The sequence below is a fragment of the Sphingobium jiangsuense genome (assembly GCF_014196495.1).
GTDB lineage: Bacteria > Pseudomonadota > Alphaproteobacteria > Sphingomonadales > Sphingomonadaceae > Sphingobium > Sphingobium jiangsuense.
In genome coordinates, this window is the sequence record NZ_JACIDT010000008.1 from 22,187 (window position 1) to 45,968 (window position 23,782).

The following is a 23,782-nucleotide window of genomic DNA, read 5'->3' on the forward strand; positions in this document are numbered from 1 at the left end:
AACCATCGATGAGCACCAAAATCCTCGACCATGGGCGGATCGAACGCAACGTCACGCTGCTGCTGGTCTTGTCCCTCATTACCGTCGCCATCGGCGGCATAGTGGAGATCGCGCCGCTGTTCTGGATCGACTCCACGGTGGAGAAGGTGAAGGGCGTTCGCCCCTACACCCCGCTGGAGCTGGCGGGGCGGAACATCTACATCCGCGAGGGCTGTTACAACTGCCACAGCCAGATGATCCGCCCGTTCCGCGACGAGGTGGAGCGCTACGGCCATTACAGCCTCGCCGCCGAGAGCATGTACGACCACCCGTTCCAATGGGGGTCGAAGCGCACCGGGCCGGACCTCGCCCGCGTCGGCGGCCGCTATTCGGACGAATGGCATGTGCAGCATCTCGCCGATCCGCAGTCGGTGGTGCCGGAATCGATCATGCCGGGCTATGCCTTCCTGAAGGAGCGCCCGCTCAAGGCCGACGATCTGGGCAAGCATCTGGTCGCGCTGCGCCGCGTCGGCGTGCCCTATGCCGACGAGGATGTGAAGCAGGCGACGAAGGACGCGCTGGCGCAGGCGGATCCGACCGCCGACGCAGGCAGCCTCGCCACCCGCTATCCCAAGGTGCAAGTCCGCGATTTCGACGGCAACCCGTCGCAGGTGACGGAGATGGACGCGCTGGTCGCCTATCTCCAGATGCTCGGCACGCTGGTCGACACGCGCGCCGCCGAACCGATGGAGCAGCCGCGATGAACTATGACGCGATCCGCCATGCGGCCGACAGCTGGGGCCTGGTTTTCCTGACGCTGACCTTCCTGACGGCGGTGTGGTTCGCGCTGCGCCCCTCGGCGCGCAAACCGCAGCAGGAAGCCAAGATGATCCCCTTGCGGGATGAGGAACCGCATCATGACTGACAAGAAGAACGATCCGATAGCTGGCCCCCAATCGATGGGCCATGAATGGGACGGCATCGAGGAACTGAACAACCCGCTGCCGCGCTGGTGGCTGTGGACCTTTTATGCGACGATCCTGTTCGCGATCGCCTATTGCGTGGTCTACCCCGCGATCCCGCTGCTCAATTCGGCGACGCAGGGCAGCTTCGGCTGGTCGAGCCGGGGCCAGCTCGCCGCCGAAACCGCGAAGGCGGAGGCGGCGCGGGCCGACGTGCTGGCGCAGCTCGCCAAGGTCGACATCGCCACGCTCGACCCCAAGTCGCCGCTGATGCGCGCGGCGGTGGAGGGCGGGCGCGCCGCCTTCCGCATCAACTGCGTGCAGTGCCACGGGTCGGGCGCGGCGGGGTCGAAGGGCTATCCCAACCTCAATGACGACGAATGGCTGTGGGGCGGCACCATGGCCGATATCCGCCAGACGATCATCCACGGCATCCGCCAGCCCGACGACGCGGACACCCGCACGTCGCAAATGCCCGCCTTTGGCCGCGACGGCATATTGCCCGCCGACCAGATCGACGATGTCGTCTCCTTCGTCCGCCATGCGGCGCGGCTGGAGGGCAACAGCGCCTCGGCGCGGCGCGGCGCAGGGCTGTTCGCGGCCAATTGCGCGGTCTGCCACGGCAACGACGCCAGCGGTGGACGCCAGTTCGGCGCACCGGACCTGACCGATGCGATCTGGCTCTATGGCGGCGACCGCGACACGCTGCACCAGACCATCGCCAATGCGCGTTACGGCGTGATGCCCGCCTGGGGGCAGCGGCTCGACCCGGCGACGATCAACATGCTGACGGCCTATGTCCATCAGCTGGGCGGCGGCGAGTGATGTCCAGCCACCAGAACCGGGCGGCGGCGAAGAGAGAAGGCGCGAAGGCGCGCCTCTACGCCCGCCGCCCGGACATTTTCCCGCGCGCGGTCGACGGCTTCTACCGGCGGCTCAAATGGGCGATCATGGCGGTGACGCTGGCGATCTATTACGTCACGCCCTGGCTGCGCTGGGACCGGGGGCCTTATGCCCCCGATCAGGCGGTGCTGATCGATCTGGCCCGCCGCCGCTTCTATTTCTTCAGCATCGAAATCTGGCCGCACGAATTCTATTATGTCGCGGGGCTGCTGGTGATGGCGGGCATCGGCCTGTTCCTCGTCACCTCGACGGTGGGACGGGCATGGTGCGGCTATGCCTGCCCGCAAACGGTGTGGACCGACCTCTTCCTGCATGTCGAGCGCTTCATCGACGGCGACCGCAACGCGCAGTTCCGCCTGAAGAAGGCGCCCTGGGGTCCCGCCAAGATCGTCCGGCGCGGGGCGAAGCACGGCATCTGGCTGGCGATCGGCCTGCTGACCGGGGGCGCGTGGATATTCTATTTCGCCGACGCGCCGACGCTCGCCCGCGCGCTGGTCGAGGGCAGCGCCGCGCCCGTCGCCTATGCGACCATCGCGGTGCTGACCGCGACGACCTATGTGTTCGGCGGGCTGATGCGGGAACAGCTGTGCATCTATATGTGCCCCTGGCCGCGCATTCAGGGCGCGATGCTGGACGAGCGCTCGCTGATCGTCACCTACAAGGACTGGCGCGGCGAGCCGCGCGGCAAGGGCCTCAAGCGCGATGCGGAGGCCGGGGAGAAGGTCGGCGACTGCATCGACTGCAACGCCTGCGTGGCCGTGTGCCCGACCGGCATCGACATACGCGACGGCGCGCAGATGGCCTGCATAACCTGCGCGTTGTGCATCGACGCCTGCGACCAGATGATGGCGAAGGTCGGCCGCCCGCGCGGCCTGATCGACTATGCGACGCTGGAGGATTGCAAGGCGGAGGCGGCGGGCGCGCCGCCGGTGCCGATCCGCCGCACCGTGCTGCGCCCGCGCACCTTCCTCTATTTCGGCCTGTGGGGCGCGGTGGGGCTGGCGATGGTGTTCGCGCTGGGCGTGCGCCCGCGGCTCGACCTGCATGTCGCGCATGACCGCAACCCACTCTGGGTGCGCATGGCCGACGGCAGCATCCGCAACGGCTATACCGTCAAGCTGCGCAACATGGAATCGCGCCCGCGCGCCGTCACGCTGGCGCTGGAGGGGCTTCCCGGCGCGGCGATGTGGGGGGCGATGCAGGATGAGGGCGAGCGCAGCACGGCACTGCATTTCACCCTGCCGCCCGACCGGGTGAGCGAGCAGCGCATCTTCGTGCGCGCGCCCGCCGGGGCGGGAAGCGAGGATTTCACCTTCGTCCTTTCCGCCGATGACGGCGAAGGCGGGCGGGACCGCGACGAAAGCAAATTCGAACGGCCGGAGGAACAGCCATGAAGCGGACTTTCACGGGGCGCCACATGCTCGCCATCTGCATCGCCTTTTTCGGCACTATCGTCACCGTCAACCTGGTGATGGCGGTGCAGGCGAGCCGCACCTTCGGCGGCACGGTGGTCGACAACAGCTATGTGGCGAGCCAGCATTTCAACCGCTGGCTGGACGAGGCGGAGGCCGAGCGCGACCTCGGCTGGAAGGCAGTGGCGCAGCGCAGCGGCGACCGCCTGCTCCTCACCCTCGCGGGGCCGCACGGGCCGCTCGCCGATGCCCGCGTCGCCGCCGTCGCCCAGCATCCGCTGGGGTTGCAGGAGGACATTCCGCTCCGCTTCGAGGCGCTGGGCGGCGGACGCTTCCGCTCGGCCGGGGCGCTGCCCGCCGGGCGCTGGCGCGTCAGGCTCGACATCCGCAACGAAAACGGCCGCGTCCGCCTGATCGAGGACCTGCCCGCATGACCGCGCTGCCCAACCATAGCGAGTTCCTGCTGCCCGGCATACGCTGCGCCGGATGCATCGCGAAGATCGAGCAGGGGCTGGCGAAGACGCCCGGCGTGCACGCCGCCCGCGTCAACTTCACCGCGCGCCGCGTGGCGATAGATCATGACGCGGCGCTCGACATGCAGGCGCTGCGCGACGAACTGGGCGCGCTGGGCTTCACCGCCGAACCGGTGATCGAGAAAGGCGCGCCATCCCCCGCCGAGGCGAAGGAGGACCAGCGCCTGCTCCGCGCGCTCGGCGTTTCCGGCTTCGCGGCGATGAACGTGATGCTGCTGTCCGTCTCGGTCTGGTCCGGGGCGGAAGGGGCGACGCGGCAGATGTTCCACTGGCTTTCCGCGCTGATCGCGATGCCGACCGTCGCCTATGCGGGCCGGCCCTTCTTCCGTTCCGCCTGGGGCGCGCTGCGCCGGGGCCGCACCAATATGGACGTGCCGATCTCCATCGGCATCCTGCTCGCCACCGCGATGAGCCTGTTCGAGACCATCGTCGACGGGCCGCACGCCTATTTCGACGGCGCGGTGTCGCTGATCTTCTTCCTGCTCGCCGGGCGGGTGCTGGACGATGCGATGCGCAAGCGGGCGCGGGGTGACGCCGCCGCGCTGCTGCGCGAAACCGCGCCGGGTGGCATGGTGCTGCGCAGCGACGGGCGGACCGAATGGCTGCGCGCCGACCGGATCGAGCCGGGCATGCGCCTGCTGGTCGGCATGGGCGAGCGCTTCGCCGCCGACGGCACGGTCGAGGAAGGCGAGACGGCGGTGGACCGCTCGCTCGTCACCGGCGAAAGCGCCCCGGAGCGGGTGAGGCGCGGCGGACGCGCCTATGCGGGCACGCTCAACATGGACGCGCCCGTCATCCTGCGCGTGACCGCCGCCGGTCCCGACACCGCGATGGCGGAGATGGCGCGGCTGATGGAGGCGGCGGGCGGCGCCAAGTCCCGCTATGTCCGCATCGCCGACCGGGCCGCGCGCTATTATGCGCCCGCCGTCCACAGCCTCGCCGCGCTGAGTTTCGCCGGGTGGATGATCGCCGGCGCGGGCTGGCACCAGTCGCTGCTGATCGCGGTCGCCGTGCTGATCATCACCTGCCCCTGCGCGCTGGGGCTGGCGGTGCCGGTGGCGCAGGTGGTCGTTTCCGGCGCGCTGATGCGGCGCGGCATATTGGTGAAGGACGGCTCCGCGCTCGAACGCATGGCGGAGGCGGACCGCATCTGCCTCGACAAGACCGGCACGCTGACGCTGGGCCGCCCGGAACTGATCGAGCCGGCCGACCTTGATCCGCACACCGCCGGCATCGCGCTGGCGCTGGCGCGGGCGAGCCGCCATCCGCTCGCCAGGGCATTGACCGGCGCGCTGGAGGCGCGGGGCGTCGCCGCCGCCGTGGTCGAGAACATTACCGAGGTGCCGGGCATGGGCGTCGAGGCGGCGATGCAGGGCAGGCGGGTCCGGCTCGGCCGCCCCGGCTGGGCGGAAAAGCTGCCGGTCGAGGGCAAGGCGCTCGCCTGCGCGCTGATGGTGGAGGGGGAAGCGCCGCTGCTGTTCCGCTTCGCCGACCGGCTGCGGCCCGGCGCGCAAGCGGCCGTTGCGCGGCTCGCGGCGCAGGGGCTGCATCCGCTGATCCTTTCCGGCGACCGGGCCGCAGCGGTGGAGGCCGCCGCGCGCGAGGTCGGCGCGGAGGGGAAGGGCGACCTTTCCCCCGCCGACAAGCTGGCGGCGATCCGCGCGCTGGGCGAGGCCGGGCACAAGGTGCTGATGGTGGGCGACGGCCTCAACGACGGCCCCGCGCTCGCCTCCGGCCATGTGTCGATGGCGCCCGCCTCGGCCAGCGACGTCAGCCAGACCGCCGCCGACATATTGTTCCTGGGCGACAGCCTGGAGCCGGTGCCGGTCGCCGTCGATGCGGCGCGGCGGACGCTGCGCGTCGTGAAGCAGAATTTCGCGATCGCCATCGGCTATAATGTGTTCGCCGTGCCGCTGGCGATGGCCGGGCTGGTGACGCCGCTGGTGGCGGCGCTTTCCATGTCCGCCTCGTCCATTCTCGTCATCGGCAACGCGCTGAAACTCCGGGTGATTGCGAAGCAGGCGGCAACGCCTGCCGGCCCGGCAATCGCGGTCGCCAAAAAAGCGGGGAGTGCCCAATGAACGGCCTGACGTTCCTCATTCCGATCGCGCTGGTCCTCGGCCTTGGCGGCCTTGTCGCTTTCTTCTGGTCGCTGCGGGCGGGCCAGTTCGAAGATCTGGACGGCGCGGCGCTGCGCATCCTGATCGACGACGACGCCGACGACGGGCCGGGTTGACCGCCATGGCCGCCGCCCGTCCTCCTTCCCGCCGCCGCGGCATCACCGCGAGCCTCGCCGCGCTGGCGCTGGCGCAGCTGGCCGTCCCGGCCCCGGCGCGTCCGATGATGACGATGACGGCATCGCTCTGCGGGTCGGGCCGGACGGTGCCGCTGCCGGTCGACAAGGATGACGGCCCGGACGGCGGCGAGCGGGACAAGCCATGCCAGATGCCCTGCCACGGCGTGGACCGGCGGCGCAAGGGCGCGGCGGGGTAAGGTTCAGGGCAGCTTCACATGCGCTCCAGCCGCGCCCGCCGCCGGGCCGGTGAAGCAGATTTCCACCGTGTCGGCGGCCGCCTTGCGGGACCAGGTCACCGACCTGGCCGGGCGGAAGATGAAATCGCCCGCCCGCGCGCGCATCGGCCTGGCCCTGGCGCTGTTGGCGACCAGCTCCATCTCGCCCGATTCGACCCAGCAGATCTCGTCCACGCGGTTCGAGAAGGGGCCGTCGGCATAGCCCGCGCGATAGCTGTCATGGCTTGCCTCGATCTGCTGCGTGCCGTCGCGCTCGCGCGTGACGATGCGCCGGGTGGTGGCGAGGCCGCTCGTGTCGCCGGGGCGGGGAACGGCCTCATAATAGCGATAGTCGTAGAAGCGCATGCGCGGCCGGTCGGCGGGCCTGGCGGCGAGCGCTTCCAGCTCCGTTTTGGTGAGCCGGTAGCCGTCCTGCTGCCGCACCGGGGCGAAGGCGCAGATTTCGGTCGAATCCTCGACGATGTGCCCGCGCTGGGTCAGCGCGTCGGCGGGGCGCCAGAGGAAATTGCCCGGCCGCATGATCGTCGTCACGCCGTCGCTTTCCATCTCGAAGCGGCCGGAATGGAGATAGCACAGCTCCTCCACCCGATAGCCGAAGCCGAGCGGGAAGGTGGTGTCGAGCCCGCCCTTCCAGCTGTTATGATCCATGTCGAGCCCGGTCGCGCCATTGGCCGCGCCGATCACCAGCCGCTGCACGATCAGGCCCTTTTCGGCCGCCGGATTGCCGGGGGTGATGGTGGGCGCGATGGTCCTGGGGTCGACCACCTGCACCTGCGGCGCGGCCGGGGGCATGGGCGTTTCGGCGGCCCGCGCGGCGGTCGCGCCCGCCAGCCCGGCAAGCAGCATGATGCCGGCTATCGATCGGTTCATTTTCCCTCTCCCTGCTGGAACAGTGTTTCCGATCCGGCGTCTAGCAGGGTTCATTTGCATTTGCAAATATAGGCAAATATCAGGCCGAGGGAGACGCCTCCTCATGCCAGTCGCGGGCGAGGAAGCGGGCGGCGAACAGCAGCAGCGCCGCTGCCGCGACATAGAAGCACGTGCCCCAGAGGATCGCATGGCGCAGCGACTCCCCGCCATGGCTGGCCTTCAGATAATCGGACAGCCAGCCGATCGCGGGCGTGCCGATACCGATGCCGATCAGATTGTTGATGAAGAGGAAGATCGCCGAGGCGGTCGTCCGCATCGTCACCGGCACCAGCCCCTGCACCGCCGCGATGATCGGGCCGAGCCAGACGAGGCCGAGCGCGGTCGGCACCAGCAGCAGCGCGATCGCCATCAGGATCGACTGGGCGCTGATGCCCGCCGCATAGAAGGGCACGGTCGCGACGAAGGCCACCGCAGGAATCAGCGCATAGGCGCCCCGGCTGCGCTTGCCCATGTCGTCGGCCAGCTTGCCGCCCAGCCATATGCCCGCAATGCCGCCCACCAGCAGGATCGCGCCATAATGCAGCGAGGCGGAAAGCAGCGTGATGCCGAAGCTGCGCACGAGAAAGCTCGGCAGCCAGAAGAACAGGCCATAGCCCATCATCGAGGAACAGGACGCGCCGACCGCCAGCAGCCAGAAGCTGGGCTTGCGGGCGAGCAGCGCCAGCACCGCGCCGATGCCCGCGCGCTCCTGCGCCGCCGTGGCGGGCGAGGGGGCAGGGGCGTCCGCGCGCGGATCGCGCACCACCTTGCGGAACAGCGGGGCGAGGCAGAGGCCGATCAGCCCGACGATGAAGAACGCATAGCGCCAGTCGATCAGCGTCGCGATGACGCCGCCGAAGACGATGCCGCTCGCGCTGCCGATCGGTATGCCGAAGGAATAGATGGCGAGCGCCCGCGCGCGCCGGTCCGCCGGATAGATGTCGGAAATCAGCGAATAGGCGGGCGCGACGCCGCCCGCCTCGCCGATGCCGACGCCCAGCCGCGCGGCGAAGATCTGCCAGAAATTCTGCGCCAGACCGCACACCGCCGTCATCAGGCTCCACAGCGCGAGCGCCACCGTCATGATCAGGCCGCGATCGTGCCGGTCGGCCAGCCGCGCGATCGGTATGCCGAGGCCGCTGTAGAACAGCGCGAAGGCCAGCCCGCCCATCAGGCCGAGCTGCTGGTCGCTCAACCCCAGATCGGCCTTGATCGGCACCGCCAATATGCCGACGATCTGCCGGTCGATGAAGTTCAGCGTATAGGCGATGAGCAGCATCGCCATCATCGCGCCGGTTCGACCGGGCCGCCCCTCGTTCAGGCCCGACAGCAAGGTGGGGGGCGACCCGGCTCCGCCCATGTCAGAACTTCACCCCAAGCGTGGCGAAGACCTGGCGCGGATTGCCGTAATAGGCGGTCAGCGTGCCTTCCGTCCCCAGCGCGGAGGTGAGCGGCTGGGTCAGCGCGCCCGTCACCGGATCGGCGGCGAGGAAGGTATAGCCCGACGTCTTGTACCGCTTGTTGGCGAGGTTCTTGCCATAGACGCCCAGCGTCCAGCGGTCCGACGGCGCGGTGTAGACGATGCTCGCATCCCACAGCGCATAGCCCTTCTGGTCGAGATAGGGGTTGGGAATCTCGAACTGATAGGTCTTGCTGCGATAGGACAGGCCGGTGTTCAGCGCGACGCGCCCGTCGCCCACCGGCGCGCTGTAGCCCAGCGATCCGCTCATCGTCCATTCGGGCGTGTTCTGCACCTTGCGGTAGCGGGCCACGTCCACCGGGCTGGAAACGCCGCCGATGGTGACGTTGGTGATATATTCCTTATATTTGGCGTCGATATAGCCGAGGCTGGCCGACAGGGTGAGCATGTCGCCGGCCGTCGCCATGTCGCGGGCGAGGCGGCCATTGGCCTCGAACTCCACGCCCTGGAAGCGCGCCTTGCCCGCATTGGTGACGACGCCGCAGAAATTCGGCCGGCCGCTGACGATGCAGCCCGCCGATCCGGGTATCTGCACGTCCTTGTAATCCATGCGGAACAGCGCGAGGCCGATATTGAGCCGCCGGTCGAGCAGCGCGCCCTTATAGCCGATTTCGTAGCTGTCGACCGTTTCGGGGGCGAAGGCGATGAAGTCGGTCCGTTCCTGCACGCTGACGCTGCCATCGCCATTCACGTCCGGCGCATTGGCGCCGATCGCGCGCGGATCGAAGCCGCCGCCCTTGAAGCCCTGCGAATAGCTGGCGTAGAGCGTGTGATCCCGGCCGGGCTTGAAGCTCAGCGATGCGCGCGGCGTGAACTTCTTGTACTTGCGCGATCCGTCGAAATCGGTGTCCGCCGGTCCATAGGCGATGCCGCTGCCGCCGAACACCGGCGGGCCGCCGAGGATATAGCTCTGGCGCAGGATCGAGCCGGTGCGCTTGTCCCAGGTGTAGCGGCCGCCCACCGACAGGCTGAGCCGGTCGGTCAGGTCATAGGAGAAATCGGCGAACACCGCGGCCGTCTTTGTCTGGATATCGGCATCGGTGAAGGAGCTGAGCTGCGGCAGCAGCGTGGGCAGCGTGGTATAGAGCCGCGTGTCGAACTGCGTCTGCGCGGTCGCGTCCAGATAATAGACACCGATCAGGCCGTGCAGGCGGCCGCTGTCGATCTGGAGCTGCACTTCCTGGCTGATCTGCTCGTTATTGTAGAAGGCGGGCACGTCGAGGTCGACCTGCGGCAGCGCATCGAAATCGATCGGCGAGGCGCTCTTGTCCTTGCGCCACGCGCTGATCGACTTGAGCGTCAGCGCGTCGGACAGGTCCAGCGTGACATTGGCGGCAAGGCCATAGGCCTTGACGTCCTGCTTCGGGCTGTTGAGCCCGCCGCGGGTGTCGTAGACATCGTCCAGCACCGGCGCCTGGCTGACGAAGCTGGGGATCAGGCGGTGCCCGCCGCGCGCGTTGCTGCGGTCATGGGTATAGTCGCCGGAGATGCGGATGAGGCCGGGCTGGCCCTGACCGCCGATTTCCAGCGTGGCGCGGCCCGCCCACACATCCTTGTTGTAATTGTCGAGGCCGAGCGTCAGGTTCTTGCCGAAGCCGCCGCGCGACAGCCGCGCGACCGAGCCGCCGACGCGGACCATCTCGGAAAGCGGCGCGGCGACGGTGACGACGCCCTCGGCCAGATCGTAATTGCCGTAGCTCGCCCGCGCCTTCAGCTCGAACGTGTCGGGCAGGCGCCTGGTCACATATTTGATCGCGCCGCCGATGGTGTTGCGGCCATAGAGCGTGCCCTGCGGCCCGCGCAGCACCTCGATCCGCTCCACATCGTAAATATCGAGCACGGCGGCCTGCGGGCGGTTGAGGTACACATCGTCGAGATAGATGCCGACGCCCTGCTCGAACCCGGCGACCGGATCCTGCTGGCCGATGCCACGGATGAAGGCGGTCAGCGTCGAATTGGTGCCGCGCGAGGCCTCCAGCGTGGTGTTGGGCGTCATGTTGCCGATATCGGTGATATCGAGCGCGCCCTGCGCCTCCAGCTTCTCGCCGGAAAAGGCGCTGACCGACACCGGCACGTCGAGCAGGCTTTCCTCGCGCCGCCGCGCGGTGACGATGATGTCGCCCGATCCGGCTTCCCCGGCCCCGGTCTGCGCCAGCGCGGCGGGGGTGGGCGCGAGCAGCATCAGCGGCAGGTAAGCGGCGGCGGAAAGCAGGCAGGTTTTGCGATAATGGCTCATGAGAGTCCTCCCTTTATGGCTTGTCGTTGAGAAAGGCGCGCAGGTCGGCGAGGCTGCGGTCGGCGGCCTCTTCCTGCGGGGCATGGCCGACATCCTCATAGACGATGCGGCGCGCGTTCGGGATCGCGGCGGCAAGGCGGTCGGCATGGTCGACCGGCACCACCTTGTCCTTGCTGCCCCACAGGATCAGCGTCGGCGCGGTGATGCGGCGCAGCTGCGCGGTGGGTTCGGGCAGGGTGAACTGTTCCAGATGGGAAATCAGCGCCGGGCCGTTGCCGGGCCGGGCGATCATCGCGCGCATCAGCTCCAGCCGCTGCGGCGTCAGCCGTTCGGGATGGGCGAAGATCTGCGCGGCGGAGAAGGCGACCGCCTGCGGGCTGGGCGCGGAAAGATAGGCGCGCATCGCGGGGGGCACCGGCACCGGCCGCTCGGTGACGCCGTTGATCGAATAGGCGGCGCTGTCGATCAGCACCAGCCTGTCCACCCGATCCGGGAAGAGCGCGGCGAAATTCCATGCGACGAGGCCGCCGAAGCTGTTGCCCGCAAGGGTGGCGCGGGCGATGCCCAGCCGGCCGAGCAGCGCCTTGAGCTGCCGCACCCGGTCGGCGGTGCCGTAGCGCGCCTGCGGGTCCGGATCGCTGAGGCCGTGGCCGGACAGGTCGTAGCGGATCACCCGATGGTCGCGCGCAAGGTCGGCGGCCCAGCCGTCCCAGGTTTCGAGGCTGAAGGTGAAGCCGTGGATGAGGACGATGGGCGGCGCGGTTTCCGGCCCCTCGATGCGGACGCGCAGGCGCGCGCCGTCGATCTCCACCATCCGGTCGGGCGAGGCGGCGGGCACGGAGGACGCAACGGGGGCTGACGCGTCCCGCCGCGTCGCGGGGGCGGCGCAGGCGGCCAGCAGCAGCAGCGGGATCAGCGCGCCGGATCGGTTCGCGAGGGCAGGCATGTGCGAAATTCTCTCCCTTTTCGGCATCTTCGCGCCATGATCCTGAAAATAGGGAAGGATCGCGGCAGCGTCGATGACCGTAGGGATCAATTTCTATGGGACATTTTCGCTCAGACCGGGATCGCGCGCATAGTCGCCGGGCGGCATGCCGTTCCATTGGCGAAAGGCGCGAGCGAAGCTGCGGCCGTCGGAAAAGCCCAGCATTTCCGCGACGGTCTGGATCGACTGACCGTCCCGCAGCGCCTGCCGCGCATGGCGGTTGAGGATATCGGCGCGCAGCTCGCGAAAGCTGGTGCCCTCCGCGCTCAGCGCCCGGCGCAGCGAGGCGACCGACAGGCCGAGCAGCCGTGCCACCTCGCCTTGGTCGCGATAGTGGCGGGCGATCAGCTCCTCGACCCGGCTCGCCCAGCTTTCCCGCCGGACCGGAGGAGACAGGCGGTCGAGCATGTCGGCGACGCCGCCATAGATGGTGCGCGCATTGATCACCGGGCTGGCCTGCGGCGTCACGGCGATGCGGTCGAGATCGCCCGAATAGACCAGCGAGAAGAGCGGCGCGCCGCCCTGCACCGGCACCTGCCAGAAGCCGAGATGGCTCTGCGCGGCCGCCGCCGCGCCGCGCGTCGTCATGCGGATCAGCCGCACATCCTCCTGCCGCGGCACCGAGGAGAGGAGCAGCGTGTGCACATAGATCAGCAGGCATTCCAGCGACAGGATGACGAACGGCTCGTCATGGTCCAGCGCATAGGGGAAATCGGTGTCGTCTATCTCATAGACGGTCCGCCCGCCGCGCCGCGCGACGCGATTATATTTGCGGCCGTGGATGATGTTGTAGCTGTTAGCCACCACGTCGAGCATGTCGGACAGGCTGCGGCAGCCGTGCAGCCGCGCCTGTATCAGCTCCGACGTGCCCGCCATCAGCGGGCGCAGCGACACATGGCAGCTTTCGTCCTCGCCCTGCAATGCCATCTGCTCGCACAGCCGGAAATAGTCGGAAAGGGGGATGCGGCTGTCGTCGGGCTGGTCGAACAGGTCTTCGGGCAATCCGGCCCGGTGCAGCACGCGCGCGGGCGCCAGGCGCGAGGCGTCCATGATCGCGACCAAGGGCCGCAGCGTGCCGAGGCGAAGAAAGGCGCCCTCGCCGGAAAGGCCGGACTGTCGCGCGGGGGAAAGCACCGTCATGGCCTTCTTCTAATACAGGCCCGCCGCGCTTGCCAGTATGCCAAGGGATGATGCGACAGGGCGATGCTAGGCCGCGCGATTCCGCAGCCGCCAGTTCATCACATGACCGGCGACCAGCAGCAGGCTGCCCGCGACGGTGAGCCCTGTTTCGCCCTGCTCGCCGAAGCCCGGCAGCAGCGCGGCGATCAGGCAGCCCATGCCCGCAAGGCCGAGCAGCGCTGGGCGGCGCGTGCGATGCCGCCGATAGCCGAGCCGGAATGCCGCCAGCGCGAGCGGCACGACCAGCGCCAGCGCAACGGGGTGGAACGCCTCCGACCCGAAGAACAGGCCGGCCATGCCCGGCAGCGCCAGCAGCAGGATCGGCAGCGCAAGGCAATGGACGAGGCACAATAGCGAGGCGGAAACCGCCGCGCCCTCCACCATGTCGGCGCGCCGCCCCCCGGCCCGCCGGATATTCCTGGAACACATATTTCTCGAAACCCTCTTGTGTGATGTTATATCATCACTTAATAGGCGCCCGACCTCAAGAGCAAAAAGGGCTGATCGTGAAAATTCATCTTCTCCTCGGTTCCGTGGCCTCGACCATGGCGATTCTTCCCTCCACGGCCTTCGCCGATCAGGCGGGCAGCCCGGCCGATACGTCGATCGTGGTGACGGCATCCGCGCTGGGCCAGCAGGCGGACGAGACGGCGACGAGCGTCATCACGCTGTCGGACGAGGAGTTGGTGCATCGCAGGCAGGCGACGCTGGGCGACACGCTGGCGGGGCAGCCGGGCATTCATTTCGACAATTTCGGCGGCGGCGCCAGCCGTCCGGTCATTCGCGGACAGACGGCACCGCGCGTGCAGGCGCTGTCGGACGGGTCGAACCTTCAGGATGCCTCCGCGATCTCGCCCGACCATGCGGTGACGACAGAGCCGCTGCTGCTGCGGGGCATAGAGGTGCTGCGCGGTCCCGCCGCGCTGCTCTATGGCGGCGGCGCGATCGGCGGCGCGGTCAACCTGCTGGACGACAAGGTTCCGTCCGCCCTTCCCGAAGGCGGCATAGCAGGCGTCGCCGAGGGGCGTCTGGGCACCGCCGACAGGGAACGCTCGCTGGTCGGCGGCCTCACCGCCGGGGTCGGCCCGTTCGCCTTCCATGTCGAGGGGGTCGACCGCAACTCGAACGACTATCGCGTGCCCCGCCGCTTCGGGGACAGCCGCGTCGACGGATCGTACAACGACACCTCCACCGTCAGCGTCGGCGGCTCGTGGATCGGCCCGGACGGCTATCTGGGCGTCGCCTATACGCGCCAGCGCAGCCGCTACGGGCTGCCCGGCCACAGCCACGACTATGAGGGCTGCCACCCCCATGGCAGCACCCTGCATTGCGGCGGCCACGGTCATGACGAGGACGATCATGACCACGACCACGACCATGATCATGACCACGATCATGACGACGTGCCTTTCGTGCGGCTGCGCAGCGAGCGCTTCGACATCCGCAGCGAATATGCCGACCCGCTGCCCGGCATCGAGAAGGTCCGCTTCCGCATGGCCTTCACCGATTATGCGCATGACGAGGTCGAGGGCGATACCGTCGCCACGACCTTCCGCAACAAGGCGCGCGACATCCGCTTCGAGCTGACCCACAAGCCGCTCGGGGCCTTTCGCGGCGTCGTCGGCGTCCAGCATTCCGACAGCGAGTTCAGCGCGCTGGGCGAGGAAGCGTTCATTCCCGAAAGCGAGACGCGCAACACCGCGCTGTTCCTGATGGAAACCATGCAGGCCGGGCCGGTGCGACTGGAGCTGGCGGCGCGGCAGGAATGGCAGACGATCGAGACCACGCTCGACCGCAAGGTCAGCCATCGCCCCTTCTCGATTTCCGGCGCGGCGGTGTGGGACATGGGCGGATATTCGCTGGCCCTCTCGCTCGCCCGGTCGCAGCGCGCGCCCAATGCGCAGGAGCTTTATGCGCGCGGCATCCACATGGCGACCAACACCTATGAACTGGGCACGGCGGCGCTCGGCAAGGAAACGGGCCGGTCGATCGACCTGACCCTGCGCAAGACGGCGGGCGCCACGACCTTCACCATCGGCGCCTATCATCAGGATTTCGACGATTATATCTTCGCCAGCACGCTCGATCGGTACGAGGATTTCCGGCTGATCCGCTATGTGGCGACGGATGCGACCTTCACCGGCATCGACGGCCAGATCCGGCACCAGCTGACGCCCGGCCTCGCGCTTTCCGTCTTCGGCGACTATGTCCGCGCGAAGCTGAAGCACGGGCTCGGCAACCTGCCGCGCATTCCGGCGGGCCGCCTCGGCGCGCGCGCCGACGGCAAATGGGGGCCGATCTCGGCCGATGCCGAATATTATCATATGTTCGGCCAGGGGAAGATCGCGGATTTCGAAAGCCGGACGCCCGGCTACGACATGCTGAACGCGACGCTGGCCTATCGGCTGGACTTCGGGTCGAAGGCCAATGCGGAGCTGTTCGTGCGCGCGACCAACCTGACGAACGCGCTGGCCTACAACCATGCCTCGTTCATCCGCGACGCCTCGCCCCTGCGCGGCCGCAACTTCGCCTTCGGGCTGCGGACCGCCTTCTGAACCCCGGTCGAGGGAAGGGCCCGGCCCGCCAGCCCCGGCGGGGCGGCCCTTTCCGGCGGCGGAACATCCTTCATCCTTCCGGTTTATAGTTCCGGAGGGCTGGCCGGAAAGGATGGCTGCGATGGCGCGCTCGATCGCGGGATGGAAACTCGACGGAGAAGATCGCGCGGCGCTGCTCGACCGGTTCCCGCCGCGCTATGCGCGCGTCGTCGCCGATCATGTCACGCTGCGCTTCGGCACCGACGGAGACACGCCACTGCCCACCGCCGACGCCGGGGAGATTGTCGGCGAGGCGGATGACGGCGAGGGGGTGCAGGCATTCGTCGTGCGGATCGGCGGCACCACCGAACGCGGCGACGGCAGCCATTTCCACATCACCTGGTCGCTGGGCCCCGGCCGGGCGGCGAAGGAAAGCAACGACGTGATCGGGCAGCGGGGATGGCGGCCGGTCGAACCGCCGGTGCCGGTCCGCCTGACGCCGATGCGCTGGACGGGCTGAGCGATGCAGCTCTATCTCGACTGCGACGGCGTGCTTGCCGATTTCGACCGCGCGGCGACGCTGCTGCTCGGCATGCCGCCGCGCCATTATGAGAAGCAGCACGGCATCGCCGCCTTCTGGCGCGAAATCGCGCGCCATCCCGATTTCTACGGCACGCTGCCGCTGATGCCCGACGCGATGGAGCTGTTCGAGGCGGTGCGGCATCTCGATCCGGTCATCCTGACCGGCCTGCCGCGCGGCAAATGGGCCGCCCCGCAGAAGGTCCGCTGGGCTGCCGAGCATTTCCCGGGCACGCGCATCCTGACCGTGATGGCGGTCGACAAGCGCAACCATGCGCGGCAGGACGACATCCTCGTCGACGACCAGTTGCGGCACGCCCACCTGTGGGAGGAAGCGGGCGGCATCTTCGTCCACCATCGCGACGCGGCGAGCACCATCGCGAAGCTGCGCGCCATCATCCCCGAAGAAATGACGCCCCGCCGGTAAGGAGGGCGGCCGCGCGGCCACCTGCACCATGCGCTCGTCCCGATTCCACTATTGCAAATAGTAATGATTCTTATTAGCGAACCATCCCGGTAAGCCGGGAAAGGGCGGGCGCCTGTTCCCGGCCAGCCGCATCCTTGGGTTTCAAGGTTCGCACATGGGGATCGAAGAGCGCATATGACAGTCGGGTGGGCAAGCAAGAGGGAGTTCTGGTCCCGCCATCTGCGCCAGTGGCACTGGATCAGCTCGGCCGTCTGCCTCGTGCTGATGCTGCTGTTCGCCGCCAGCGGCATCACCCTCAACCATGCCGACTATTTCGAAGGCAAGGGCGAAAGCGTCTCGCGGGAATTCCCGCTTTCGGAGGAGATGTCCGCGCGGCTGGCCCGGCTGGAGAACGGCCATGTCCTGCCCGACGCGATCGCCGCGGAGCTGCACCGGCAGACCGGCGCGGAGCTGTTCGCGCGGACGATCGACAATCAATATGGCGAGCTGGGCTTCGACCTCGCCCGGCCAGGGGTCGACGCCAGCCTGACGATCGACCTCAACGCCCGCAAGATCTTCCTGGAGGAGGTCGATCGCGGCCCGGTCGCGATGGTCAACGATCTGCACAAGGGCCGCAACACCGGCCCGGCGTGGAAGCTGCTCATCGATATCGGCGCGGCTTTCTTCCTTCTCTTCACGCTGACCGGCTTCGGCCTGCTGTTCCTTCAGGCGCGGCGGCGCGCATCGACATGGCCGCTGGCCGGCACCGTCAGCTTCGAGATTCCGAAGATCGACACCTTTCCCTATCGCAAGCCCTATGTCGCGGTCTGGCTGGAGGACGGCGGCGGACAACAGGTGAAGACCCTCGCCGTGCTGCACGATCAGGCGCGGATCGGCGGGCGCTGGATACCCGAACTGCGCAGCTGGTGGCGCACCGGCGGGCGAACGATGACCATGCCCGCCGACGGCATTTCCCGCCCGACGCAGGCGCCGGGGCGCCAGACCGTCGGCATTCCCGGCATCGATCAGCTGGCGCCGGGCCGCTATTCGGTCGTGGTCGAGGCCGCGCGCGAAAAGGGCGGCCGCGAGCTGGTCAAGGTGCCGTTCGAACTGAAGCGGGGCAAATCCGCCAGCGCCTCGGCCAGCGGCGATGCCGAACTCGGCAAGGTTTCGGTTTCCATCCGTCCATGAGGGCCATGGCGTTTCCCGGACCGGGGGCGGCGGCCCATGGGTGAGGCGCCTTTCCGCCTGAACGCCGATCCGGCCGCCTGGGCGATCGCGGCCATGCTGGTGGCGGCTTGGGCCCTTTTCACGCTGTGGATGCTCCGAAAGCGGGCGCCGGTTCCGGTCGGCGCGGCCCGCAACCTCGTCGTCCATGCCTCGCAGACGGGGCAGGCGACCGATATCGCCGAGCAGACGCAGCTCCGCATCGAGGCAAGCGGCGAGCCCTGCGCGCTGGTCGAGGCCAATCAGCTCACCCCCGCGATGATCGCGCAGGCGGACAGGCTGTTTTTCGTCGCCTCCACCACCGGCGAGGGCGAAGCGCCCGACAATGCACGCCGGTTCGCGGACAGGCTGCTGGCGGAGGATGCCGATCTGGCGACGAAGCAGGTCGCGGTGCTGGCCCTTGGGGATCGGCGCTATCCGGCCTTTTGCGGCTTCGGCCGCAGCATCGACGCCTGGGCGCGGCGGAGCGGGGCGGACATGCTGTTCACGCTGGTGGAGGTGGACGATCTGGCGCGCGCCGATCTCGCGGCGTGGGATGCGCGGCTGACCGGCGCGGGCTATCCGCGGCGGACCGGCCCGGCGCCCGAAACGGCGCAGCGCTGGCGCGTCGCCAGCCGGGAGCGGGTGGCGGAGCCGGTCCGCAATCCTCAGGGCGGACTGTGCAGCGACGGCCTCTACCGCATCGCGCTGCGCCCGCCGGAAGGCCCGCCGCCGCTCTGGGAGGTCGGCGACCTGTTCGAGCTGCGCACGCCCGGCGGCCATGTGCGCGACTACTCCATCGCCAGCCTGCCCGATGCGCGGCCGGAGGCATGCGAAATCGTGCTTTTCGTCCGGCGGGTGGTGGACAAGGGCGTGGTCGGCCATGGTTCGGGGCACCTCACCGATGCCGAGGCGGGCGCGACCACGGTGATGGGCCGCATCCGCACGCACCGCTCCTTCCACCCGCCGACCGGCGCCGGGCCGCTGCTCGCCATCGGCGCGGGGTCGGGCTGGGCGGGGCTGCGCCCGCACCTGCTGCTGGCGATGGGCAGGGGCCAGCGTTGCGCGCTGATCTTCGGCGAGCGCGCCGGGGAGGAGCACGGCCCGCTGCTCGCGGAGATGCGGCAATGGCAGGTGGACAGGAGGCTAGAACGGCTCGGCTTCGCGCTGTCGCAGGGCGGCGGCAACGGGCCCTATGTGCAGCATGTGATCGCCCGATGGGGGGACGATATCCGCGCCTTTCTGGGCGGGGAAGGCCGCATCCTGCTGTGCGGGCACATGGCGATGGGGGAACAGTGCCTGACCGCGCTTTCCGGCCTGCTGGGGAGGGACTGGATCGACAGCGCGCTGGAGGACGGCCGGTTGCGGCGCGACTTCTACTGATCCGGGCGCGGAAGGGAGCGGCCATTGGGACGGGCGTTCCATCGAAGCATTGACACGCCGGTCGCTAATGCTAATGCAAATGCGAATCGATCTTAATAATCAACCTTGGGGGCAATAATGCATATCTCTTCTTCCGTGAAATCCCGGCTGCTCTGCTCGATCGCGCTCGCCTGCGGTCTGGCCGCGCCGGGCATCGCCGGGGCGCAGGAAAGCGGCACGGCATCGGGCGGCGCGTCCGACGACAAGGAATTTCTCGGCACGATCGACATCGGCGAAAGCACCCGCATGGTGCAGACCAACACGGCCACGCCGAAAACCGTCATCAACCGCAAGGAAATCGAGGACCGCCAGGCCAACACCATCGCCGAGCTGCTCGATTCCATTCCCGGCGTGACGCTCATCAACGGCTCCACGCCGGTCGGCTCCGGCATCAACATTCGCGGCTTCGGCGCCAACGGCACCTACGGCACCGACCAGAAGGTGCTGGTGATGGTCGACGGCGCGACCACCGGATCGGAAGAGCTCTACCGCATCGGCACCCAGCTGTTCACCGACCCGCTGCTCTACAAGCAGGCCGAGGTCATTCGCGGCACCGTGGGCAGCTTCGAATATGGCTCCGGCGTGATCGGCGGCGTCGTGCGCCTGGAAACCAGCGACGCCAGCGACATATTGAAAGGCAAGCCCGGCTTCGCGCTGAACCAGAGCCTGACCGGCCAGTCGAACCGCAACGGCTTCGTCACCTCGACCACCGCCGCCTTCATGCCGAGCGAATCGTTCGAATTCCTCGCCAACTACACCTATCGCGAGCAGGACGACCAGCGCGACGGCCATGGCGACCGCATCGAGAACAGCGCGTTCAGCCTGCCCAGCTTCCTCATCAAGGGCGGGGTCCGCTTCGGCGCCGACAATGCGCATGCGATCAAGGTCAGCTTCAACCAGAGCACGACCAGCGACCGCGACGTCCTCTACGACGCGTTCGGCATCGGCAATTTCGGCCGCGTCGACCGCGACACCAAGACGCAGACGATCACCGCCGGCTATTATTTCAAGCCGGTCGGCAACGACATGATCGACCTCAGCCTCGTCTACACCTACGCCAATCAGGAAATCGAGCAGGAGGCGGTGCCGGCGGACCCGAACAACGCGCTGCTCAACGCCGATCATCGCTATGAAACCACCAAGATCACGCTGAAGAACGGCTCGATCTTCTCCACCGGGTCGATCCGCCACAATGTCCGCTTCGGCCTCGAATATATCCACCGCAACCGGCTGGACGCCAATTCCGCGCCGGGCGGCACCGACGACCGGATGGCGGCGTTCATGGTCTATGAAGTCATGCCGTTCCGGGGCTTCACGCTCACCCCGGCGGTGCGCTGGGAAGGGCAGAGCATCCAGGGCACGCTGGATAACGGCACCAGGGCCAGCTACGACAACAAGGCGTTGATGGGCGGCGTTTCCGCGCGCTATGAACTGCCCATCGGGCTCGCGGCCTTCGGCAGCTGGGCGCGCACGAAGAGCCTGCCGATCCTCGACGACTTGCAGGTCCCGGCCTATATGAACCAGCCGGAAAAGAGCCGCAGCTGGGAAGCGGGCCTTTCCTTCGACCGGGTGGGCCTGCTGTCCGAAACGGATCGCCTCGCGATCAAGGCCAATTATTACGACACCGAGATGACCGACAACACCTCCTATTCGGGTGTGCTGGAGGTCTATCTCAAGGGCCTCGAACTCGAAGCCTCCTATGCGATGACCGGCGGCATCTATGTCGATTTCAACGCGAATATCGTCGATGGCGAACGGCTGCGCACCAATCTGGTGATCGACGACTGGACCAACCTGCCCGCCAACACCTACCGGCTGGCGATCGGCAAGCGCTTCGGCCGCGTGTTCGACATTCGCTGGGAAGGCGTGCTGGCCGAGGACCGGAACACCAACGGCACCTTGCATGAGGGCTATGACGTGCACCATGTGCGGCTGGCCTACACGCCTGCGGGCGGGCTGCTCGACGGGTTCACCGCCCGGCTGAGCGTCGAGAACCTGTTCGACAAATATTATGTGCCGGCGCTCGCCACCCGGCCCGCGGCCGGGCGGAACTTCAAGCTGACCCTTTCGAAGCTGTTCTGACGGCAGGCGCCCGATAACGGGCGAAATCCGGCGGCAGGCAGGGAGTGACGCGAATGTATGGAGGGCAAGGCAAGATCATAGCGGGCGAGCGGTTCGTTTCCGGCGCGCTTTCGGCGATGCTTTCCGCCGGCATGCTGGTGGCGCTCGTCGGCCTTTCCGTGCCGGGCAGCCACCCGCGCCACGAAAGGCCCAGCCTCTCGACGTTCGAGCTGGCCGCACCGGAGGGGCAGCGCGCAGACGAGGCCCCCAAGGCCCCGCCCGCCGAGCCTCCGCCGCCGCCCAAGCCCATGGCGGTGGCGGAGCCTCCCAGGACCCCGCCGTTGCAGGAGCCGGCAAAGACCCTGCCTGATACGCCCCAGCCCATGGCGGCGGCGAAACAGGTGCAAGTCGCGGTGGCCGACAACCGCCCATCCGCGCGCGCGCCGGAAGCCCCTGCCGCGCCCGCACCTGCGGAAGCGGCCCCCGCCAAGGCCGCCGAGGCAAAGGCCTCGCCTGCCGCCGAAACCGCGCAGGGCGCGACCTACAAGGGCAAGATCTGGCGGCATTTGCAGCGTTTCCGGCGCTCCAATGTCGTCGGCCCCGGCTCCGCGTTCGTCGGCTTCTCGCTGGAGGATCGCGGCAAGGTGACGGAGCTGGCCATCGTCAAGACGTCCGGCTCGTCCCGCTTCGACGGCGAGGCATTGCAGATGGTCCGGCGTGCAGAGCCGTTCCCCGCGCCGCCGCCGCATGTCGCCCGCGCCTTCATATTCGAGATCAAGGGGAACTGAAGGCCCCGCCCCAATTCAGCCATTCCATAATCGAGGATCGTCATGAACCCACTATTCCCACGCACCCGCTTCGGCTTCCTCGCGGCATCGGCGCTCGTCCTTGCCGGCGGCGTCCCGGCGCAGGCCCATACCTCCTATATGCTGCCCAACATCTTCACCGCCAACACCGAAGAGCATGTGACGGTCGAGAGCGCGTTCACCGAGAAGTTCTTCCAGCCTGAACTGGCGGTGGATTCGGTGGATTTCCATGTCATCCTGCCCGACGGCAGCCGCGCCGAGTTCGAAACGGTCAGCAAGCACCGGCAGGTCGTCATCCTCGAAAGCCCGCTGAAGCAGGACGGCACCTATCGTTTCACCACCGGCGTGCGGCGGGGCAGGGTGGGCAAGACGGCGCTGGTCGACGGCAAGTGGCAACCGGTGCGCGGCGACGCCGCGCCCGCCGGGGCGACCCAGGTGCGGACGAGCCAGACCGAAACCGTCGCCGACGCCTATGTCACCAGGAAGGGGCCGACGCGCGCGCCGGTCGACAGGCAGATCGGCCGGCTTGCGATCCAGCCCGTCACCCATCCCAACGACATCTATCTGGACGGCAAGTTCGACCTGAAGATCCTGTTCGACGGCAAGCCGCTGGCCGACCAGTTGGTGGTGATCGATCGCGCCGGGGCGGACTATGACGAGGTGAAGTTCCATCAGGAACTGAAGACCGGCCCGGACGGCGGCCTGTCGCTGAAATTCGACAAGGCCGGCGTCTACGAGATCATGACGCGGCATCGCGCGGACGCGCCGGCGGGATCGCAGACCGACGAGCGCAGCTACACCACGTCGCTCACCTTCGAGGTTCAACGCTGAGGCCAGAGCATGATCCACTCAACTGAAGCGATCATGCTCTGATTATCTTTTGTTTTCCGCATTTTCCGAGGCGTCAGGTGAGTCCATCTGACTTGAAAATGCTCTAGTGTAGAAGAGGAGAATATAATGAAAGACTATCTGAAATTCGCCCTTGCCGCCGTCGCGGCCGCAGGCGTCGTCTCGACCGCCGTCGCGCAGCAGGCGCCGCAGGGCCGCCGCGCGGGCGCCGCCGGAGCCCCCGCGACCATGGGCGACAGGGCTGCGCCGGGCCATGGCAAGGACGGCTTCGTGGAAACCCATGACGCCAACAAGGACGGCAAGGTGACCAAGGACGAGTTCTCCGCCAGGCGGGCGGACAACTACAAGGGGCTGGACCTCAACGGCGACGGCCAGGTCACCGAGGTGGAATATGTGACCGAATATACGTTCCGCCTCGACAAGGAACTGGCCGAGCAGCGCGCACGCCAGATCCGTCAGGCGCATGTCCGCTTCGGCGTGCTCGACGCCGACAAGTCCGCGACCCTGTCGGCGGCCGAATTCAACGAATCGGGCAACCGCATGTTCTCGCGCCTCGACAATAACAGCGACGGCGTGGTCGACGCCAGGGACACCGCCAAGGGCTATTGAGCCCGGCGAACGGAGAGGCGCCCCGCGCGGCCGTGCGTGGGATGCCATCGACGGAAAGAGGCCCCGACGGTGCAAAACCGCCGGGGCCTTTCGCTTTGTCCGGCGGCCGCGACCGGAAGATCGTGCCTGCATCGTCGGGGGGAAGCCGCGCGATCTGGTCGCCATCCGGCAAATTTCCGCTTGAGTTAAACTAACTGATC

23 protein-coding genes are annotated in these 23,782 nt (G+C 68.1%); 17 read left to right on the forward strand and 6 right to left on the reverse strand.

Features of this window, described 5'->3' with window-relative positions; all coding sequences use genetic code 11:
* Window positions 1–8: 8 nt before the first annotated feature.
* From ccoO to GGR43_RS12115, 8 genes are read left to right on the forward strand one after another with little or no spacing between them, the layout of a single operon-like run.
* Window positions 9–743: a cytochrome-c oxidase, cbb3-type subunit II gene (ccoO, locus tag GGR43_RS12080; RefSeq protein ID WP_188072227.1), complete on the forward strand. Its 735-nt coding sequence runs from the start codon at window positions 9–11 to the stop codon at window positions 741–743.
* The gene (locus GGR43_RS12085) at window positions 740–904 is read left to right on the forward strand and encodes a cbb3-type cytochrome oxidase subunit 3 (protein WP_188072228.1); all 165 of its coding nucleotides are present in this window, start codon (window positions 740–742) and stop codon (window positions 902–904) included. Before ccoO ends, GGR43_RS12085 begins: the two co-directional genes overlap by 4 nt.
* A complete protein-coding gene (gene ccoP, locus GGR43_RS12090) occupies window positions 897–1,766 on the forward strand; it encodes a cytochrome-c oxidase, cbb3-type subunit III (RefSeq protein WP_188072229.1) in 870 nt (289 codons plus the stop codon). Before GGR43_RS12085 ends, ccoP begins: the two co-directional genes overlap by 8 nt.
* Window positions 1,766–3,238 carry a cytochrome c oxidase accessory protein CcoG gene (ccoG, locus tag GGR43_RS12095; protein ID WP_188072230.1) on the forward strand — a complete coding sequence of 491 codons (1,473 nt, stop codon included), beginning with the start codon at window positions 1,766–1,768 and terminating at the stop codon, window positions 3,236–3,238. Before ccoP ends, ccoG begins: the two co-directional genes overlap by 1 nt.
* Complete coding sequence (locus GGR43_RS12100) at window positions 3,235–3,690, forward strand: FixH family protein (protein ID WP_188072231.1); 456 nt, start codon at window positions 3,235–3,237, stop codon at window positions 3,688–3,690. Before ccoG ends, GGR43_RS12100 begins: the two co-directional genes overlap by 4 nt.
* On the forward strand, window positions 3,687–5,870 hold the full coding sequence (locus GGR43_RS12105) for a heavy metal translocating P-type ATPase (RefSeq protein ID WP_188072232.1): 2,184 nt from the start codon (window positions 3,687–3,689) through the stop codon (window positions 5,868–5,870). Before GGR43_RS12100 ends, GGR43_RS12105 begins: the two co-directional genes overlap by 4 nt.
* On the forward strand, window positions 5,867–6,025 hold the full coding sequence (gene ccoS, locus GGR43_RS12110) for a cbb3-type cytochrome oxidase assembly protein CcoS (protein WP_188072233.1): 159 nt from the start codon (window positions 5,867–5,869) through the stop codon (window positions 6,023–6,025). The genes GGR43_RS12105 and ccoS overlap by 4 nt, the downstream gene beginning before the upstream one ends.
* Window positions 6,022–6,282 carry a hypothetical protein gene (locus GGR43_RS12115; RefSeq protein ID WP_188072234.1) on the forward strand — a complete coding sequence of 87 codons (261 nt, stop codon included), beginning with the start codon at window positions 6,022–6,024 and terminating at the stop codon, window positions 6,280–6,282. The genes ccoS and GGR43_RS12115 overlap by 4 nt, the downstream gene beginning before the upstream one ends.
* Before the next feature lie 3 nt (window positions 6,283–6,285).
* Here the strand turns inward: GGR43_RS12115 and GGR43_RS12120 are convergent, their stop codons facing one another.
* The 6 genes from GGR43_RS12120 to GGR43_RS12145 form a co-directional block, all read right to left on the reverse strand.
* On the reverse strand, window positions 6,286–7,191 hold the full coding sequence (locus tag GGR43_RS12120; protein WP_188072235.1) for a cupin domain-containing protein: 906 nt from the start codon (window positions 7,189–7,191) through the stop codon (window positions 6,286–6,288).
* Window positions 7,192–7,270: 79 nt separating this feature from the next.
* Window positions 7,271–8,518, reverse strand: a complete 1,248-nt coding sequence (locus GGR43_RS12125) for a spinster family MFS transporter (RefSeq protein WP_188072400.1) — start codon at window positions 8,516–8,518, stop codon at window positions 7,271–7,273.
* A 73-nt stretch (window positions 8,519–8,591) separates the two neighbouring features.
* On the reverse strand, window positions 8,592–10,946 hold the full coding sequence (locus GGR43_RS12130) for a TonB-dependent receptor (RefSeq protein WP_188072236.1): 2,355 nt from the start codon (window positions 10,944–10,946) through the stop codon (window positions 8,592–8,594).
* 13 nt (window positions 10,947–10,959) lie between these two features.
* Complete coding sequence (locus tag GGR43_RS12135) at window positions 10,960–11,892, reverse strand: alpha/beta fold hydrolase (protein ID WP_188072237.1); 933 nt, start codon at window positions 11,890–11,892, stop codon at window positions 10,960–10,962.
* A 93-nt stretch (window positions 11,893–11,985) separates the two neighbouring features.
* Window positions 11,986–13,071, reverse strand: coding sequence for a helix-turn-helix transcriptional regulator (locus GGR43_RS12140; protein ID WP_188072238.1), 1,086 nt, complete (start codon window positions 13,069–13,071; stop codon window positions 11,986–11,988).
* A 66-nt stretch (window positions 13,072–13,137) separates the two neighbouring features.
* Complete coding sequence (locus GGR43_RS12145) at window positions 13,138–13,539, reverse strand: MerC domain-containing protein (protein WP_188072239.1); 402 nt, start codon at window positions 13,537–13,539, stop codon at window positions 13,138–13,140.
* A 77-nt stretch (window positions 13,540–13,616) separates the two neighbouring features.
* On the opposite strand from GGR43_RS12145, the gene GGR43_RS12150 reads away from it, so the two are divergent.
* The 9 genes from GGR43_RS12150 (at window position 13,617) to GGR43_RS12190 (ending at window position 23,582) form a co-directional block, all read left to right on the forward strand.
* A complete protein-coding gene (locus GGR43_RS12150; RefSeq protein ID WP_284278763.1) occupies window positions 13,617–15,665 on the forward strand; it encodes a TonB-dependent receptor domain-containing protein in 2,049 nt (682 codons plus the stop codon).
* Window positions 15,666–15,786: 121 nt separating this feature from the next.
* On the forward strand, window positions 15,787–16,164 hold the full coding sequence (locus GGR43_RS12155) for a hypothetical protein (protein WP_188072240.1): 378 nt from the start codon (window positions 15,787–15,789) through the stop codon (window positions 16,162–16,164).
* Window positions 16,165–16,167: 3 nt separating this feature from the next.
* A complete protein-coding gene (locus GGR43_RS12160) occupies window positions 16,168–16,650 on the forward strand; it encodes a hypothetical protein (protein WP_188072241.1) in 483 nt (160 codons plus the stop codon).
* A gap of 174 nt (window positions 16,651–16,824) precedes the next feature.
* Window positions 16,825–17,820: a PepSY-associated TM helix domain-containing protein gene (locus GGR43_RS12165; RefSeq protein ID WP_188072242.1), complete on the forward strand. Its 996-nt coding sequence runs from the start codon at window positions 16,825–16,827 to the stop codon at window positions 17,818–17,820.
* Window positions 17,821–17,856: 36 nt separating this feature from the next.
* Window positions 17,857–19,218 carry an NADPH cytochrome P450 oxidoreductase family protein gene (locus tag GGR43_RS12170; protein WP_188072243.1) on the forward strand — a complete coding sequence of 454 codons (1,362 nt, stop codon included), beginning with the start codon at window positions 17,857–17,859 and terminating at the stop codon, window positions 19,216–19,218.
* 135 nt (window positions 19,219–19,353) lie between these two features.
* On the forward strand, window positions 19,354–21,339 hold the full coding sequence (locus GGR43_RS12175; RefSeq protein ID WP_284277063.1) for a TonB-dependent receptor plug domain-containing protein: 1,986 nt from the start codon (window positions 19,354–19,356) through the stop codon (window positions 21,337–21,339).
* A 53-nt stretch (window positions 21,340–21,392) separates the two neighbouring features.
* Window positions 21,393–22,106 (forward strand): TonB family protein, encoded by a 714-nt coding sequence (locus GGR43_RS12180; protein WP_188072245.1) that lies wholly within the window; start codon window positions 21,393–21,395, stop codon window positions 22,104–22,106.
* Between the two features lie 42 nt (window positions 22,107–22,148).
* A complete protein-coding gene (locus tag GGR43_RS12185; protein ID WP_188072246.1) occupies window positions 22,149–22,955 on the forward strand; it encodes a DUF4198 domain-containing protein in 807 nt (268 codons plus the stop codon).
* A gap of 126 nt (window positions 22,956–23,081) precedes the next feature.
* Window positions 23,082–23,582, forward strand: coding sequence for an EF-hand domain-containing protein (locus GGR43_RS12190; protein WP_188072247.1), 501 nt, complete (start codon window positions 23,082–23,084; stop codon window positions 23,580–23,582).
* The last annotated feature ends 200 nt before the right edge of the window (window positions 23,583–23,782 follow it).